Annotated in this window: 16 protein-coding genes; 9 read left to right on the top strand and 7 right to left on the bottom strand. The window is 46.7% G+C overall.

Annotated features, from left to right (window positions below; translation table 11 throughout):
* Window positions 1-24 precede the first annotated feature (24 nt).
* The gene (locus QUA36_RS26335; RefSeq protein WP_006635936.1) at window positions 25-810 is read left to right on the top strand and encodes a PspA/IM30 family protein; all 786 of its coding nucleotides are present in this window, start codon (window positions 25-27) and stop codon (window positions 808-810) included.
* Window positions 811-1,341: 531 nt separating this feature from the next.
* Window positions 1,342-1,752, top strand: coding sequence for a hypothetical protein (locus QUA36_RS26340; RefSeq protein WP_333370470.1), 411 nt, complete (start codon window positions 1,342-1,344; stop codon window positions 1,750-1,752).
* Here QUA36_RS26340 and QUA36_RS26345 read toward each other — a convergent pair.
* Entirely contained in the window at window positions 1,709-1,909 is a 201-nt protein-coding gene (locus tag QUA36_RS26345) for a hypothetical protein (RefSeq protein WP_333459616.1), read from the bottom strand. The two genes, QUA36_RS26340 and QUA36_RS26345, sit on opposite strands and share 44 nt — an antisense overlap.
* Here QUA36_RS26345 and QUA36_RS26350 point away from each other — a divergent pair.
* The 3 genes from QUA36_RS26350 to QUA36_RS26360 all read left to right on the top strand — a co-directional run bounded on the left by QUA36_RS26350 (window position 1,904) and on the right by QUA36_RS26360 (window position 3,216).
* Complete coding sequence (locus QUA36_RS26350) at window positions 1,904-2,149, top strand: hypothetical protein (protein WP_333459617.1); 246 nt, start codon at window positions 1,904-1,906, stop codon at window positions 2,147-2,149. The two genes, QUA36_RS26345 and QUA36_RS26350, sit on opposite strands and share 6 nt — an antisense overlap.
* On the top strand, window positions 2,109-2,555 hold the full coding sequence (locus QUA36_RS26355) for a ShlB/FhaC/HecB family hemolysin secretion/activation protein (protein ID WP_333459618.1): 447 nt from the start codon (window positions 2,109-2,111) through the stop codon (window positions 2,553-2,555). The genes QUA36_RS26350 and QUA36_RS26355 overlap by 41 nt, the downstream gene beginning before the upstream one ends.
* A 460-nt stretch (window positions 2,556-3,015) precedes the next feature.
* Window positions 3,016-3,216, top strand: coding sequence for a BrnT family toxin (locus tag QUA36_RS26360; RefSeq protein ID WP_333167724.1), 201 nt, complete (start codon window positions 3,016-3,018; stop codon window positions 3,214-3,216).
* On the opposite strand, the gene QUA36_RS26365 is transcribed toward QUA36_RS26360, so the two are convergent.
* From QUA36_RS26365 to QUA36_RS26380, 4 genes are all read right to left on the bottom strand, one after another.
* Complete coding sequence (locus QUA36_RS26365; protein ID WP_333459619.1) at window positions 3,191-6,004, bottom strand: chloride channel protein; 2,814 nt, start codon at window positions 6,002-6,004, stop codon at window positions 3,191-3,193. The genes QUA36_RS26360 and QUA36_RS26365 overlap by 26 nt on opposite strands.
* Before the next feature lie 596 nt (window positions 6,005-6,600).
* On the bottom strand, window positions 6,601-7,557 hold the full coding sequence (locus tag QUA36_RS26370) for a GDSL-type esterase/lipase family protein (RefSeq protein ID WP_333167728.1): 957 nt from the start codon (window positions 7,555-7,557) through the stop codon (window positions 6,601-6,603).
* Window positions 7,558-7,692: 135 nt separating this feature from the next.
* The gene (locus QUA36_RS26375) at window positions 7,693-8,988 is read right to left on the bottom strand and encodes a TldD/PmbA family protein (RefSeq protein ID WP_333453757.1); all 1,296 of its coding nucleotides are present in this window, start codon (window positions 8,986-8,988) and stop codon (window positions 7,693-7,695) included.
* A gap of 270 nt (window positions 8,989-9,258) precedes the next feature.
* Window positions 9,259-10,119 (bottom strand): Tab2/Atab2 family RNA-binding protein, encoded by an 861-nt coding sequence (locus QUA36_RS26380; protein ID WP_333137275.1) that lies wholly within the window; start codon window positions 10,117-10,119, stop codon window positions 9,259-9,261.
* Window positions 10,120-10,390: 271 nt separating this feature from the next.
* Here QUA36_RS26380 and QUA36_RS26385 point away from each other — a divergent pair, with 271 nt between their 5' ends.
* From QUA36_RS26385 to QUA36_RS26395, 3 genes are all read left to right on the top strand, one after another.
* Entirely contained in the window at window positions 10,391-11,176 is a 786-nt protein-coding gene (locus QUA36_RS26385; protein ID WP_333459620.1) for a nucleotidyltransferase domain-containing protein, read from the top strand.
* Window positions 11,177-11,238: 62 nt separating this feature from the next.
* Entirely contained in the window at window positions 11,239-11,961 is a 723-nt protein-coding gene (locus QUA36_RS26390) for a pyridoxine 5'-phosphate synthase (protein ID WP_333459621.1), read from the top strand.
* 576 nt (window positions 11,962-12,537) lie between these two features.
* On the top strand, window positions 12,538-13,284 hold the full coding sequence (locus QUA36_RS26395; RefSeq protein WP_333168346.1) for a hypothetical protein: 747 nt from the start codon (window positions 12,538-12,540) through the stop codon (window positions 13,282-13,284).
* Between the two features lie 94 nt (window positions 13,285-13,378).
* On the opposite strand, the gene QUA36_RS26400 is transcribed toward QUA36_RS26395, so the two are convergent.
* Both QUA36_RS26400 and QUA36_RS26405 read right to left on the bottom strand, forming a co-directional pair.
* Window positions 13,379-14,401 (bottom strand): tetratricopeptide repeat protein, encoded by a 1,023-nt coding sequence (locus QUA36_RS26400; protein ID WP_333168347.1) that lies wholly within the window; start codon window positions 14,399-14,401, stop codon window positions 13,379-13,381.
* A 351-nt stretch (window positions 14,402-14,752) separates the two neighbouring features.
* Window positions 14,753-15,115, bottom strand: coding sequence for a hypothetical protein (locus tag QUA36_RS26405; RefSeq protein WP_333168348.1), 363 nt, complete (start codon window positions 15,113-15,115; stop codon window positions 14,753-14,755).
* Between the two features lie 420 nt (window positions 15,116-15,535).
* Here QUA36_RS26405 and deoC point away from each other — a divergent pair, with 420 nt between their 5' ends.
* Window positions 15,536-16,216 (top strand): deoxyribose-phosphate aldolase, encoded by a 681-nt coding sequence (deoC, locus tag QUA36_RS26410; RefSeq protein ID WP_333459622.1) that lies wholly within the window; start codon window positions 15,536-15,538, stop codon window positions 16,214-16,216.
* Window positions 16,217-16,284 lie beyond the last annotated feature (68 nt).

The raw sequence follows: 16,284 nt of genomic DNA on the forward strand, positions 1-16,284 counted from the left end.
ACCTCACCCAGGAAAAATAGCATTATGGGATTATTTGACCGCATTAGCCGAGTCGTCAAAGCCAATCTTAACGATCTGGTCAACAAAGCTGAAGACCCCGAAAAGATTTTAGAACAGTCTGTTACGGATATGCAGGAAGACTTGGTGCAGTTGCGTCAGGCCGTTGCCAGCGCGATCGCCACTCAAAAGCGTACCCAGACTCAGTACAATCAAGCTGAATCTCAGTCTAACCAGTGGCAGCAGCGCGCTCAGCTAGCCCTGCAAAAAGGAGACGAGACTTTGGCCAGGGAAGCGCTAGTTCGCAAAAAGTCTCACGCGGAAACGGCGGCTACGCTGAAAGCCAGCCTGGATCAGCAATCGGCTCAGGTGGAAAGTCTCAAGCGCAATTTGATCGGTTTGGAGAGCAAAATTTCCGAAGCTAAGACTAAGAAGGATATGCTCAAGGCGAGGATATCCGCTGCCAAGGCTCAGGAACAGCTCAACAATACCATTGGCACATTGAATACTGGCAGTTCAATGGCAGCTTTCGATCGCATGGAAGAAAAAGTTTTGCAAATTGAAGCTCGCGCGGGAGCTTCGGCAGAACTGGCCGCCGGCGGCAGCAATTTAGAGGAACAGTTCCGCTTGCTCGAAAGCGGCGGTGACGTTGACGATGAGTTGGCTCAGATGAAAGCTCAACTGACCGGGGGATCTGTGTCTCAAGGTCAATTGCCGGCAGCGGGTAAAACGGCAGCAGCCAGTAGCTCGGAGTCGAGCCCGGTGATTGACGCTGAGTTGGAAGAATTGCGATCGCAGCTCAATAAAATGTAGTAATCTCTATCAAAATTTACCTATTTCTGAGATCGCAGGTTTGATAGAATGCTCCGCCGACCTACAGGGCTAGCTTGGGAGGTCGGAGTTTTTTTAGTTATTTTTGAATTCACAAAACATGAGTTTTGTCAACTATCTTTATATTGACTTAATTCCTTAAGTCAATATAAAGTGATAGGGTAATTTTATTCCTTGCAAGATGGCTAGCTTGGGAGGTCAATCGATTTTAGATTTTAGATTTTAGATTTTAGAGGCGACCCCACGGATAAATCCGGGGGCTTGAGGATTTTCGATTTTAGATTTTGGATTGATTCCACGGATAAATCACGTGGCGGGTACCACCTTTGAAATTCGTGGTCAGAGTTTTTTCAGTAATTATTTAGTACACAAAAGAGGAGTGCTGTCAACTATCTTTATATTGACTTAAGGAATTAACTCTGTAAAAAGTGATAGAGTAATTTTATTCCTTGCAATTGCGTCGGCCGCGCCCGATCGTAAGTGTAAATAACTATCAAATATTGCTAATCTGTCATGCCCGTGCAATTTTCTAGAGGCTTTTGTAAAATCAAGTTTTTCAAGGCATTAGCACTTGGTTTTTCAATTGCAGCTATTTGCCCCGCACTGCTATCAGCTCTAAGTGTTAGCGAGTCGATGCTTGCTACCGACTCATGGGTGCAATCGCCCATTTTGCAGGATAATTTACTATCTCAATTCAAACTAAATCAAGAAATAGGAGACGATCGCGATCGGCTTCGTGATTTATACTCAGGTTCAGAATTAGATAGAGGCAATCAAGAGCAAGAAAATAGCATCCCGGAGATCGATCAATTGACCCAAACTGAGGCAGCAGAAACTCTCCCTCAATTGCCGAATCGAGGAGAAAACAGACACGAATTTCCTATTCCCAACCCGCGACGGCCAAATCCGGCTCCCCTCCCGTAACCCGCGCCGCCAGCGCCCTTGCTTTCAGCGGAACAGCTTTTGCCGCCTGCTGTTCCCGCGCCGGCACAGCCTGCAGAATTGCTAAGATTCCGGGTAGGATAAAAGTCGATCGATTTGAAGTAGTTGGCAGTTGACTTACCGCGAGCCGATCGTGCAAAATCCGAGAAGAGAAATCGCGATCGGTATCGGTACTCGCAGTCGAGAAAGCGATACATCTTGGCTGGGAAAGGATTTTCCCCTGTCGCCGGAAGCAGATAATTCGGGTAGAAATCCGGTTGTGGTGCTGAGGCGGTTTCAGGATTTTACTCAAATGGGAGAGAGATGTCTTGGCGGCGCGATCGCATTTCTGTCAGGGAGTGGCAGCATTTGGTGCTACGGTGAGCAGCAGCAGCCCTGAGAGTCAATTTTTGCACTGGCAGGGTCAATTGCATTATGTGCGTTTGTTGGCTCCTGAGACGCTGCTGGTGGTGCGATCGGATTTGGCATTGGCTGGGGCAGAGCTTTTGCCGATCGAACAATTCGGTATAAGAGGCTCAGACACATTGCGGGGCTACCGTCAGGATGCAATGCTTGCCGATAGCGGGATTTTTGATTCAGTCGAGTTGCGGTATCCGATGCAAGCGCACCGACGACAAACAAGGAGTTTTGCAGGTGACGGCGTTTGTGGATTTTGGCAATGTTTGGAATCCCAGGGAAAGCGCGGTTTTGGAAGCAAATACTTTGCTGTCAGCGGGATTGCGGCTGCGGTGACTGTACGGCGAAAGGTGGAATGCTCGCGGAGGCTGGGGAATTACTTTGATTGATATTAAGTTGACCAACAGGAGTTTACAGGAGCGCGGGCTGTATTTTTCTGTATAATTCAAACCTTTTTAGGAAAGCAGTCGTTTTGCCCTTGGCGGAACTGAGCAATTCCGCTATATAGTAATAAGTATCATTTGGCACTCCTCTGTAGCTGCCAAGAATGCATTTTACTGATAATCTTTAAATTAAACTATGTCTAAGGTGCGGTTGCTGCTTTTAAGTTCTTTTGCTTCCGGTTTTGGGCTTTGCTCAATCATTTTGGCGATATTTACGATGACTTCCAGGCTGTCGTTTACGTCTTTTTTTACCTTTGTATTAACTTTGGTGTTTTTTGGAATTAATCTGCTTTTTGCTTTGCATTATTATACCTCGCTTACTAAGCAATTGAGTGTTAAAAATAAAAGGAAAGCGAGAATTTAGCGGTTGTGAAGCACAAGCGGAAAAAGGCATGGAGAGTTATTTATGGAATTTGAATGGAATCCAGACAAAGCGACACTAAATGTTGAGAAGCAGGGTGTTTCCTTTCAAGAAGCCACAACCATATTTAATGACCCGATATCTGTAACTTTTCCCGATCCTCAGCATTCCATCGGAGAAAGCCGGTACGTTATCATTCGTATATCCAGGTATGAATTTGCTAGGAGGCCGATCGCACTAAAATGACTGTACAGTCGCACCCGCGCGCCACAGCTTCCGGGATATTCCCGTGAATCACCTGTTTCAGCAGTCCTTCCCGGCTCGCTCCCAGGACGATCGCATCGCACTGATCGTTCTGAGCCAAATCAATTAAAGCATCAGAAACCGATTTAGCGCAAACCGAAGTCGCTATTATCGAACAGCTAACCCGGCGCTTGATAAACTCCGCCGCTTGCTTTAATTCTCCCCGATCTGGTTCTGCAACAGAAGGCTGATGAACCTGACACAATTTAATCTCCGGTACAGCACTCGCAGCCACCAAAGCCGGTAGCAGCCGCAAAGCGGCAGCTTGCTTGTAACTGCCGCGAATAGGTACCAACCAGCGGTGCAAACCCATCAGCGTGTGCAGTCCCAATTCTGGCCCTGGAATGTCTGAATTTGGCGAAGAAAGTTCAGTCTCTGTAGTCGCTGATGAATCTGAGGATCTCGCCAATGCGGGATTATCTGCGCCGTCAAGTTTTTCGGGATTTAACTCCCATTCTATAGACGCATATTTCTGCCCGCTGAAAGTGGCGGAAAACTCATTTTTCTGGCGTGTTGCTAATAGTTTTTCGCTCCACTTCACCAAAATAACTTCGCAGCCGGCTTGCCGAATTACGGTATCGACAACATCGCCAAAAATGCGTCCTTTTGTGGAAAATTCGCCTTGCCAGCCCATCAAAATTAAATCGATATGGCCCTCCTTAATTGTCTCCAAAATCGCGTTAGGCACGTCATGAGCTACCCGTATTTGGGTGTGTACCGGCAAGTTCCAATTGCGAACAATTCGCTCGGCTTGTTGCAGCAGGCGGCGGCTTTTGGTTGTCCGCACTGCGCTTTCAGAAGGGGAACTGTTGCGCGGTACTATGATGATTTGCAGGCATTCTAATTCGTAATTGCGATCGCGCGCGATCGCCGCAGCCAGCCGCAGCAAAGCGGGTGCTGTTTGGGGGTTGGAAAGCGGCACTAATAACCGGCCATTTCCGACTTGCGGAGCCCTGGTTTGATAGACAATATAAGAAGGTTCTGGATGCGGGCCCTGGGTTGCTTCTCCGCTGAGGCGATCGGATTCAACTCGGATAATGTCGCTGCGGGTAATAATTCCCACCAAACGCCGGCCTTCTACGACTGGCAAGCGGCTGATATTGTAGTTGTTGAGCCTGTACAATACCTCGCTTAAAGTATCGCTTGCTTTGACTGCGATCGGCTGTACAGTCATAAATTCTTTGAGCAGCGAGTCTCCTGAAAAATTGCGCTCGCTGGCATTTGCCAAGTCGGTTTGACTGACAATTCCGACTAATTTGCCATCTTCAACTACTGGAAATCCTCGGTGGTGCGATCGCGAAAATGCCTGCATCACTTCATCGAAAGTCAGCAGACTCGAAAGAGTTTCAACTCGGCGCTGCATCACGTCATCTGCGTGCAAGTCGCTCAAAGTATTGCTGGCAGCTTTTGCCTTTTTCAGTTGAATGCCGTTAAACTCCAAAAGGCGATCGTACAAAGAGCCACTGTCCACCTTTTCCGCGACCAAATAAGCAACTACAGAACAGATCATCAAAGGCAGCACTAATTTGAAATCTGCCGTAATTTCAAACACAATTACTACCGCAGTAATTGGCGCCCTAGAAACCGCGCAAAAAAACGCTCCCATTCCTGCCAAAGCGTAAGTTACCGGCAAACCGATGCCCAGGGAATCTGCCTGGACAATGCCCACCATGTGACCGAGTGCAGAACCGAGAACTAGCGCAGGGGAAAACAATCCTCCCGGAGCTCCAGAAGCCGAGGAAATAATTGTCAGAAAAAAGTGAGCTATAAAAGCAATTAAACTCGTTATGCCGCTTGCTTCACCAGTCAGCAAAAACTCCCGCAAACCCGTATTGTTGCGGAAAGTTTCTGGAAGAAAACCTATTACTGAACCGCAGGTTAAGCCAGCTAGAGCCATTCGCGCGGGCAAAGCTAATTTGAGCGATCGCCTGTTAAATTGCAAGCTAGCCATAATCCCTTTGGTGAACAAAGCTCCCAGCAATCCCGCTAAAACTCCTAATAGTATGTAAAACGGGATTTCCTGAGCATCAAAACTGGTTTGGTACGCGCGAAGGTTCAAACTTAAACTATCGCCGCCCAAAAGCTGCGAGACAACTGCACCGATAAATGAAGCGATAATTGCAGTCCCTAAAGTCAACCCCGAAACGTCGTGCAGCAGTTCTTCAACTACAAACAAAACTCCTGCAATGGGAGCATTGAAACCAGCAGCCAATCCTGCAGCAGCACCGCAAGCAATCAATTGTCGGCGGTAGTCTGGGGAAGTGGGCATCAAGTGACCTATCCAGCCGGCCAAAGATGCTCCAATTTGCACAGTCGGGCCTTGCCTTCCTAAAGTTAAACCGGAACCAACTGCTAAAATAGTGGTCAGAAGTTTGGCGACAGCTACTCGCAAATCTAAGGAAAGATTGACTCCGCCGAGAGCAGCTTTGACGTGAGGAATGCCGCTGCCGGCAGTTTCGGGAGCAAAACGCTCAACCAAGAAACCTGTCAGCAACCCGCCGCATAAACCGACGGCGGGCAGTAATATCCAAGCTGGAATTACTGTCGAGGAAGCAACTCGCCAACTGCCTAGCCATCCGACTCCCGACTTTAGCAAAACACCAGCCAGTCCGGCAACCAAGCCGATCAGACAAGCTTCAAAAATGGCTAGGCGTTTAGGCCGTAAAAAAAGTTGAGATTTGATGACCCTGGAAGGTTCCCTAAATTGTTTAGGGATAGTTATGTACGGCATAAATAGCGTAGATGGCCTGAGAATTGTCTGCTCGATCGCACTTTAGCAAAAAATCCTTCGATACTTACCTGAAATCTGCTGTAATTCTGATGCTACCGGATTTGATATCAATCTGCGATTTTTTTACCTTATAGCCTCCACCAGTGTTTTCAAATCCGGCACTTCTAAATCAGGCTGGCCGCTCGCCGGCAGTGTTGCCCCAAATCATCTTTTTTCGTGTCTGGGATTTACCCAAATCTATCTCGCGACTTGACCAAGAATTTCAAAGGTGGTACCCGCCACGTGATTTATCCGTGGAATCAATCCAAAATCGAAAATCGAAAATCCTCAAGAAAGAGCATTTATCCGTGGGGTCAATCTCAAATCTCAAATCTCAAATCTCAAATCGATTGACAGCAATTGTCTCAAGACTAGCAGTATTCCCCTTTCCCAATCTATCAGAGTGTCATATAGCATTTCTCAGAAAGATGAGGTACTCATTGGCATAGGGCATAGGGCATAGGGCATAGGGCATACCTCACTTTTTTGAGAACTGCTATAGCAGTCAAAACTCATTACTTAAAATTGATTAAATTCTAGCACAGTTCTCTCTTAGTTTAGGGTTGATATTCCGCAAAAATTTCAATTTTCCCCACAATGTTTTGATTAAATTGAGCCAATTCTTCTGCCGGAATCCAATATTCTTGGTGAATCGAACTGCCCACATTTTGAACCGGATATTTTTTTAAGAATTCTGCCGCCACCCGAAAGCGCGTGACATAGCCGAAATATCCCGATGCTGCATCTCTTGTATTCCAATCTCTCGCGATTTGTATCGCATAGGCTTTGTGAAGTACGGGATAAAAAGTAGGCTGAAAAGATAAGCGTGGCGGAAATGCCATAAAATCGCTTTCTTTAATCAGTTCCATTTCTTTTTTGCCGACGGCTCGGAACAGCGTGACTGTCTCTTGATCTGATATATTGATATTTTTAAACCAAGCTTTCCAACCGTCCCAATTGTGAACTATTTTAGCCAATTCAGCGTAACCGGCGGCGCCTGGATGGGAGCCATCGTTTTCGGTAAGTTCTTTTTGCCAAATTTCCGATTTTTGCAGCGGGGTGCAAACATCTAGATAAGGCACGTTTAACTCGCTGCAAACTTGAGAAAACTGTTCGGATAAGTTGGCAATCCGGCTTGTGCGATCGGCATCAATAACTGGCGGCGGCCCTACCATTAATACTGGAAATATTTCTTTGGCTGACGTGAGAATAGAGCGAGCATTTTCAATGGATTTTTCAACTTCTATGCGAATTTTTTCGTTTTCTAGGTAAGTGTCGTTGACGCCAAAGGAAAATACTATTCTGCCGTCGTCGTAGTGAGGTAAGCGGCAAGAAACTTCGCTGAACCAGCGAGTTTCTATATCGGCACTGTTTTCTCCCCTTATTCCTAAATTGTAGTAAGTAATATCGTGTCCTTGTCCGCAAGCGGCAGCGCAAATCCGTCCTGTCCAACCGAGACATTTGGGATCGCAAGTACCGTTTACAAAAGAATCGCCGATAAAACAAATACGCATATTATGTGTGGGAATTGGGAATTGTTGACTGTTGACTGTTGACTGTTGACTGTTGACTGTTAACTGATGATTGATGACAACTGACTACTAACAACTGCCAACTAACAACTGCCAACTGCCAACTGCCAACTGACTTTAATTCTTACCGATGACGGACAATCCCTCTACAATTAGAGACGGTGTGTGGCAAGAACCGTTCCACTCAGGGTCTCCTCCCAATTCTACTAATTGTTTGAGGACGCTGTAGACGTTGCCAGCTACCATTGTGTCTTTGATTCTGCCGACTATTTGACCTTTTTTGACTCGGTAGCCGAGATCGACGTTAATAGAAAAATCGCCCGAAATTCCAGCACTGCCGCCAAGCATTTGATCGACTACAATTCCGTCGTCTAATTTAGCGATTAAATCGATTAGCGAAAGCGAACCTGGCTTAATCAAAATATTGAACAAACTCGGCGTCGGATAGCTGCCCAAACCCGGGCGAAATCCGTTACCAGTGGTGCCACTGCCCAAGGCTCGACCGGTGGTACGATCGGTATAAAATAGCTGTAACACTCCGCTGTTGATAAAGACGATCGCCCGAGTGGGAGTACCTTCGTCGTCAAAGGGACAGCTATAGGGCCCGATATCCGGCTGCTGCGAGAGGGTGACAAGCGGCGATGTCACTTGTTGGCCTAATCGATCGTTCCAAGGCGAAGCGCCTTCGAGTACCTGTTTGCCGTTCAGCGCGGCACAGACAGTCCCCCACAGCAAGTCGGCGGCTTTGGCTGTAAATAGCACCGGCACGCGACCCGTAGCGGGGGCTACATTGTCTTTTGCCCATTCCAAACGCTGCAAAACCCGCTTGGCGCTGGTGTTTAAGTCGAGGGTGCCGCGTTCGGTTTCGCCTTCCCAAATGTTGAGGAAATCTTCGCCCCGCACTAATTCTGCTGATAAGTAACCGCTGAGGGTGGTGTCGGTGTGACTCGAATCCAAACCTTTGGTATTCACCAAGCGAGTGCTTTCGATTTCGCAGTCGAGTTCGGCGGTGCAGAGGCTTTCTGGATAGGCTTCGCGGACGATCGCGATCGCCTCTTTGCCCCAGTTTACTAGCTGTTCGGCCGACACTGACACTCCGAGATCGGGATAGACAACTTTCTCACCGGTGCCTAGTTCGATGGTTTCCGGTTCGTTGAGTTGCGAAAGTGCGATCGCCCTGTCCACCAAAATTTGCAGTTCCACCGGCCCGTAGGCCACCGCCAAACCTGGCCGCCCATCCCGCCACAGCCGCAGGGCAATGCCTTCTGCTTGGGCGGTTTCTAGCTGTTTGAGGCGGTTTGCTTCAAAAAAGACCGGCCGTGAGAGCGATTGCGATTCCAATACCTCAGCAGCTTCTGCACCTGCTTTGGTGGCTAGTTCTAACAGTTGTTCTGCTGATTGGTGATTGGTCATTGTTCTCGGTGGTTTGTAATGGGCGATTCGATTTTCGATTTTCGATTTTCGATTAAAGAATTGGCAATAACTTACTGGATAGGGGTTGGGTGCACGGGTCTACATTTAGATTCTTTTGGGAAAACTGGTGTAATTGGCGATAACCAGATTTTACAGTCATTGATCATCAGTCATCAGTTAATAATCTACCGTCATTAGTCTAGAGTTAACAGCTATATTGACTCATAACTAATGACTAATGAATAATTACTAATGACTAATGACTAATGACTAAATAGTTAGTTCGTGCAGCAGCCAAAATCCTGCAAAAGATTCCGATTCAGGATTCGACTGAATTGCTAAGAAATGTACTTTTTTTGCTTGCTTTTTAGCAGCTTCAAATCCTTTCGCTTCTCTCTCAGTTGCTGCGTCTCTGAGATTAGCTAAAATCCAGCGATCATTAGCTCCCGTATCTAATACCAGCCTAGCGGGTGGGCCGCTCTCAAATTTCAGGAAAGCCAACTCTAAACCCGACATCCAACCTGCCAAAGCTGTTGCTCTCGACGAGTAGATAATCAGTCCCGGAATTTGCGTTTCTGGGGCGAGGCGTGTCATCGGCAGTCCGAAAGCTTCGCCAAATCCGATATCCCACTCGGACATTTCGTCAAAAGCTGCGATCGGCAAACTCACAAACGCCCATTTTTCGCCGATTAAAGCATCCGGCAGCGCAACTGGCGTTTCGGGTACAAATTGAACGCTCGGGTTCACAACCGGTTGATAGCCCGGTTCGGCGGGATAAACGTCTTGCATCCGTTCTTCCAGCCACAGGCTAAGGGCGAGGGTGCGGCGGCTGCAGGCGGCGGGAATGTCCAAGTCATCGCAGGCTTTGGTAATCATGTTCGCCATTTGGCGGCGGAAAAAGCGGATTTTTTCGGGGCGTTTCGGTGCTGCGGCGATCGCATCTTTAATTGCACCCGCCAGCCACAGGGAATTCACGGTAGAACTGGAGCAGAATTGTGAGTAGCGAAACAGAGATTCGGCCTTGTCGCCTACATTCAGCGGGCTTTCGCAGATCAACACTTCCCATTTTTTTTTCTCTCGCTCGTCTATGATTGGACGGCTGTAAAAGTCGAGTTCCCAAATAGTAGCCATGCCGCGCTGTTAAAAATTAATCCTTTCTCATGTTACCGGACAGCGGGCAAGTTTCTGATTCTGACCATATAAGGCTGATTTTCAATCGCGGGCGATCGCACTTTCCCAAAGATTGCCACTTTTCCTTGCAGCTTCCCGTGTAATTTTTGGCAGCAGTGCACAACCGGAAGCATTAGCAACTCTTTGGACAACTGTCGCGGAGCAATCTCAACACGCGATCGTTTGTTAAACTTGTGCAAGCCAGGGAAAACAAACAGTATAGCTTGATTCCATGAGACAAATCATTCTCGAAAAGATTGTTTCTACCTTACAACCTTTAGATTTTGTTCTCGCTTTGTGGCAAGGAGGTTCAGCAGCCCACGGATACACCGACGAGTGGTCAGACCTCGATATTGCCGTTGTGGTTGAAGATAACTGCGTGCAACAAACCTTTGATATTGTTGAAAAAGCCCTCGCAGAAATTGGCGAAATCGAACTCAAATATCGAGTTCCAGAACCCGCTTGGCACGGTCAATCGCAGTGTTTCTGGCGACTGAAAGAAACCCCGCCGTTCTTGCTAATTGATTTCGCCGTTTTTCGGCGCAGCAGCCGCAACGATTTTCTGGAAATAGAGAGACACGGGAAAGTCCCGATCGCCTTTGACAAAGCTAATCTAATTGTACCGCCTCCTTTGGATCGAAGCAAACATTTATCTACAATGCAGTCGAGATTCAACGAAATTAAAATCCGTTTCGATTTGCTGCAACCTCTGGTTAAAAAAGAGATTTATCGCGGACATTTAGTAGATGCGATCGGCAACTATCACAATTGGACGCTTCTACCGTTAGTCGAACTGCTGGGCATGATTTACCGTCCCCACAGATACGACTTTGAACTAAAATATTTCAGCCGCGATTTTCCTCCCGAAATAGTCGATCGCGTCGCACCGCTTTTCTGCATTGCCAACCTTGCAGATTTGACAGCCAAACAGCAAATAGCAGAGGCTTTATTTGCAGAAAGTTTACCGCTGGTACAAGCTAATTTGTCCTCTAACAATGCCCTAACACTACCGCCATAGGCTCAAGATTTCGTACCGAAAGCGATTAATATAGTAGCATCTACCTTAAAGATTAACATCCCATGACAAAACTCAGCGTTAACATCAACAGAATCGCCCTCCTCAGAAACTCTCGAAACATCGGTATCCCCAGCGTTACGGAAGCCGCCAAAACAGTGATTGCTGCTGGAGCTCACGGCGTTACAGTCCATCCGCGCCCCGACGAAAGGCATATCAAAGCTGCCGATGTTTACGAATTAGCCAAAATGCTAACCGTTGAGTTCAACATCGAAGGAAATCCGTTTCAGCCGCCATTTATGGATATAGTTTGCGACGTAAAACCGGCTCAGTGTACCTTGGTGCCGGATGCTCCCGACGTGCTAACCTCCGATAGCGGTTGGAATATTCCCGAAAATCGCGATCGGCTCTTACCAATCATTGAAAAATTAAAAGACAATGGTATCAGAGTCAGCTTATTTATGGACGCAGATGCTGCTCTCATGCCGCTAGCAAAAGAAGTTGGAGCAGACAGAGTAGAACTGTACACGGAACCCTACGCAACTGCTTTTCGCGAAGGGAGAGTTGAATCTGTTTTTCAACAATATGTTGAAGCCGCTCAAGCCGCTCAATCAGCAGGTTTAGGGGTGAATGCTGGGCATGATTTAAATTTGCAAAATTTAGCTAAATTTTGCTGTATTCCTAATATACTAGAAGTATCAATTGGTCATGCTTTAATTGCGGAAGCGCTAGAAATGGGGTTGTCCAACACAGTACAAGCTTACCTGAAAATCCTGGCCGCTTCGTAGTACAAATTAACCTCGTATTGTAGGGCGGATTCGGTAGTGATAAACTTGTCTTTATCATTGATAATAACTAAATCCTCCCTACAAACATACAGTATCAAAACTTACGTAAAAAAAGGTTTAACACGCTACAAATATGGTAAGATGGGGTTCGCACCGCCCTAAATAATTAGGCGATCGTCAAAAATGAAGTAACACTAGGGGTTCTCACCCCGTGGGGTGCTAGCCCTTTTCTAGTAGCAAGGCAGAGCCAGAATCCCAGACACCGCGTTTTTTGGGTGTGGGCATTTCTTTAGCAAGAACCTCGGAAAAAGTTTTAATCTCCCTATAAAAAATTACTAATATTCTGTGATGATATTATGCGTAAGGAGTATCATTAAAAGGTCCCGACAAATTGAGGCTACTACTTAGCTCCCGCACTGCCAATTTGCTACCAGCAGGTTTTGTGCAAGTACGGGATATTTACGTGTATCCTATATCCTCTTGTAGCCTCTGTGCGATCGCCAGATTTAATCCGGTGAAAACAAGCAAATACAAGTAACCATATACAACTCCTTACCCCCCCCTCGGAAGTGCGACATGAAAAAACTAATTTTACTGACTGGAATGCTACTCATGATGACGGCAAAATCAGTATTTGCCAGCCCAGTAGCCCCCAAAATTGCGCCGAGCGAGCTGATGGCTGCTTCGGAAATTACAGAAACCCTTAACAAACCCGTTACCTCTGAATCAGCTTCAAACCTCGAACCTATCAAGCGAATGTCAACCTCGGAAATCCGAGAAACCATCAACCAACCCACCACCTATATTTTTGAAGGCATCAAAGGGCGAGAACTTACTCTCTCCCTGTGGGCGGGACAACTGACAGCCGAACTGTACAGTCCCAATGGTGAAAATATGGGGGTTATTGAAAAGTCAGATAATCAGTGGATTGGCCAGTTGCCAGAGTCAGGTATCTATCGCGTGCGAGTTACCCCCAAAGGTGAAACCACCAGCTTCGTAATCGGACGCGACTTTAGCGCCAAGTGGACTTATCGGCCCGATCGCGCAATTCCCATAGCATTCAAGGAAAAACAAGCCACAGTCAAACTCAAAATGTCCGGCTACCAAATCCAGCCCATCACACTTCAAGGCAAGCAGGGACAGACAATTAGGGCGAGCTCTAGCAACAAAAATCTAGATCTGGCGATCCAATCTCCGTCGGGAGCACTCCTGGATCAAGGCGAAGGTCAAACTTTTGCTCAACTACCGGAATCCGGCACTTACCGGGTAATCGTAGTTGCCAAGAGGCCGGTCAAGCCCTCAATCCGAGTTTCTGTGCAATAGCAAAGATTGCACAAATACTGTCGGGCGATCGAATTTGCACCGCCCAAAAAAACAGCTCGCCCCATTGGCGAGCTGTTTTGTTTTTTGCGTAAAATCAACCTTGGATCAGCGCTTCAAAACGTTCTTGTTTCCAAATGCAGCTTAAATCAGAGTCAGCTAAAGCTAGCTCTCGGTATAAATTAGGGATAAACTCAACAGCCCGCTGCAAATTGTCAAGGGCCAAATCAGCGAATCCCAGTAGCGCATAACAGCAAGCTTTATTGTAAAAAGCGTTGGCAAAATCAGGATTTATTTCTAAGACTGTTTCGTAGCAAGCAATCGCCTCAGAGTAGCAGCCTTTTCGCGCCAATTCCACACCCCGGTTGTACCAAATTAAATAATCTTCTAAGGGACGCTCAGATGTGGGAGTGAACTTGGCATTTCTCTGATTTAAACCTATTAATTTCTCCAAAGCAACTCTCCGTTCGCCCACAGCATCGGCTCTGCCAGGTTGTAGAGCGATCGATCGGCTAAAACTAGCCACTGCTTGTTTGTAAAGTCCCATAGAGTTCGCAGCTATACCGCGATTGTACCAAGCCTTCGCGTCATCAGGCTTAAACTCGATCGCCCGGTCAAAACTGTTGAGCGCCTGATAGTAAAGCTTGAGTTCCAACAAAGCATTACCTCGGTTGTACCACACCCAAGCAGCCTCCGGGTACAAATTTAAAGAGCGATCAAAACTCAGAACCGCCTTCTCGTAAAGCCCCATATCGATCAGCGTCAGTCCCCGGTTGTGCCAAATACTCGCCGCGCAAGGACTGAACTCCAGAGCCCGGTCAAAACTATTGAGAGCCTCCAACCAGCGGCCCAACTTTCCTAAAGCAATAGCCCGGTTGTGCCAGCCAAAGCTCGCATTCGGCTCCACCGCCAAGGCCTCATCAAAACTCTTCAGCGCCTCTAAGTGCCGTTCTAATTTCCCCAGAGCCATACCTCGGCCGAACCAAGCCTTATAATGATCTGATTGCAACTTCAATGCTCTGTTAAAGTTCGCCAGAGCACCATGATCATCGTTAGCTTCGAGGTGGCGCGAGCCCAGATGGTAATACCAAGCCGCTTCCAAGTTTTGAATTAAGTTCATAATATTTTGTATCTATCTTAGGGATGATTCTACATGAAACCATAGCTGGAGTAAAACTGTAATTCCACTAAAAATCTGAAAAATTTGATACAGGGCGATCGCCCGTACACTCGGCCAGTAACAACCTCAACAATTTGCGGTCGAAACTAACTATTTTCCTCTGGTAAAAAGCTCTTTTCGCTAACCGCACTCATCGTTTTTTAGAGCTGGTGCGAATCTTAACTCTGCGTGAATCACGTAACTCTTACCGCATCCCGAATTAGGTTTGCAGTTACACAAAGAGTCCTAGGGCGCCCCCAGTCTAACTGCAAATCTCCTAGTGCTAATGACTCCTATTTCTGCTTGCCCAATTCAAGCAACCACAACCGCTGTTTTAGCATTCTCACTCAACAGCAACTGGCCTGTGGCATCAATACTAAAATCTTTCCCCAGCAGAAAACCCTGGCCCATCAACCGCTGGCAAACAATCAGCGCAGTAATCCGGCGAATTTCTTCCATCACGTCAGCAGGAATCAAATAACTCAAACTCCAGATCACGGACTCGCAGTCATACCAAATCAAACGCTCAATACTGACAATCATCAAAGCAGCTAAACTGTCAACAGACACCCGCTCTCTGAGATCCGCAATCAAATCTTTACCAATTAAGCTATTTCGACTCATCATCGCTCTAGCCATCTTCCCAATTTCTTGTTCGAGTTCTAAATGATTCATGCTTGGCACTGGCTTTTATGTTTTTAAAGCACTACTAAAAGTAAAAACAGTAGCCGCTACCAGGCTCTGCCCTAGCGTAGCTGACGCAGGCTCTACCGTAAGTCCTTTTAACAAAGTATACCTAAAGAAAGAGCAAAAATGTATCTAAAGGGAGATACCAAAATATTATTTTTTAGACATAAATTGGTAAACCAATTCCCACAAGAGTTTTTACGAGCAGCAAGTTGAGTATTTATACTTGCTAGAACCCGGAGTAAAGTCAATCGATTTTAGATTTTAGATTTTAGATTTTAGATTGAAGAATTGGAGAAAGCGACCTCACGCAGGAATGCGGGGGGTTGTACCCTGGCTGCTTTCGGTCGAAGATTTGGTAAATTCGCTACATAATAAGGAAGTAATTACTTCGGAGAAAAAACAGCAATGGCTGCAAACCAGGCAGACATCGATATTGCCCCCTTGATCGACTACGGCCTGATCGACCCCAGCGCTACGCCAGAGCAAGTAGAAAACTGTTGCCAACAAGCCGAGAGATTTGGCTTTGTCACAGTTTGCGTGTATCCCGCCTACGTCAGACAAGCAGTTGAGCTGCTGCACGGCAAACGTCCCAAAGTCTGTACAGTTATTGGTTTTCCCACCGGTGCTTCGACTTCAACGGTGAAAATTTACGAAGCTCTAGAAGCTGCCGATAATGGAGCCGTAGAGTTAGATGTCTCCGTTAACTTAGGATTGTTGAAAGCTGGAAGAATCGACGAATTCCACCGGGAATTAGCCCAAATTTGCGAAGAAACTAATCTCACCATTAAAGCAATTATCGAAAGTTCGCTCCTTTCCGATGCCGAAAAACAATTAGCGGCTGAGATTTGTATGGAAGCCGGCGTCGCCTACATCAAAACCAACACTGGCTTTTTTGGCCCGGCGAAAGTTGACGATGTACGACTGCTGAAGGAAGTTACGAAGGGAAGGATCGGGATTAAAGCGGCGGGCGGAATTCGTACTCATGAACAAGCTCTAGATTTGGTAGTAGCTGGGGCAACTCGTTTGGGGACTTCTCGCGGGCCTGAATTACTTCGCCAGCGGGATAATTTAGATAAAAGTCATTAGTCATTAGTCATTAGTCATTAGTCATTAGTCATTAGTCATTAGTCATTAGTCATTAGTCATTAGTCATT

The organism is Microcoleus sp. Pol10D4, from assembly GCF_036701555.1.
Taxonomy (GTDB): Bacteria; Cyanobacteriota; Cyanobacteriia; order Cyanobacteriales; family Microcoleaceae; genus Microcoleus.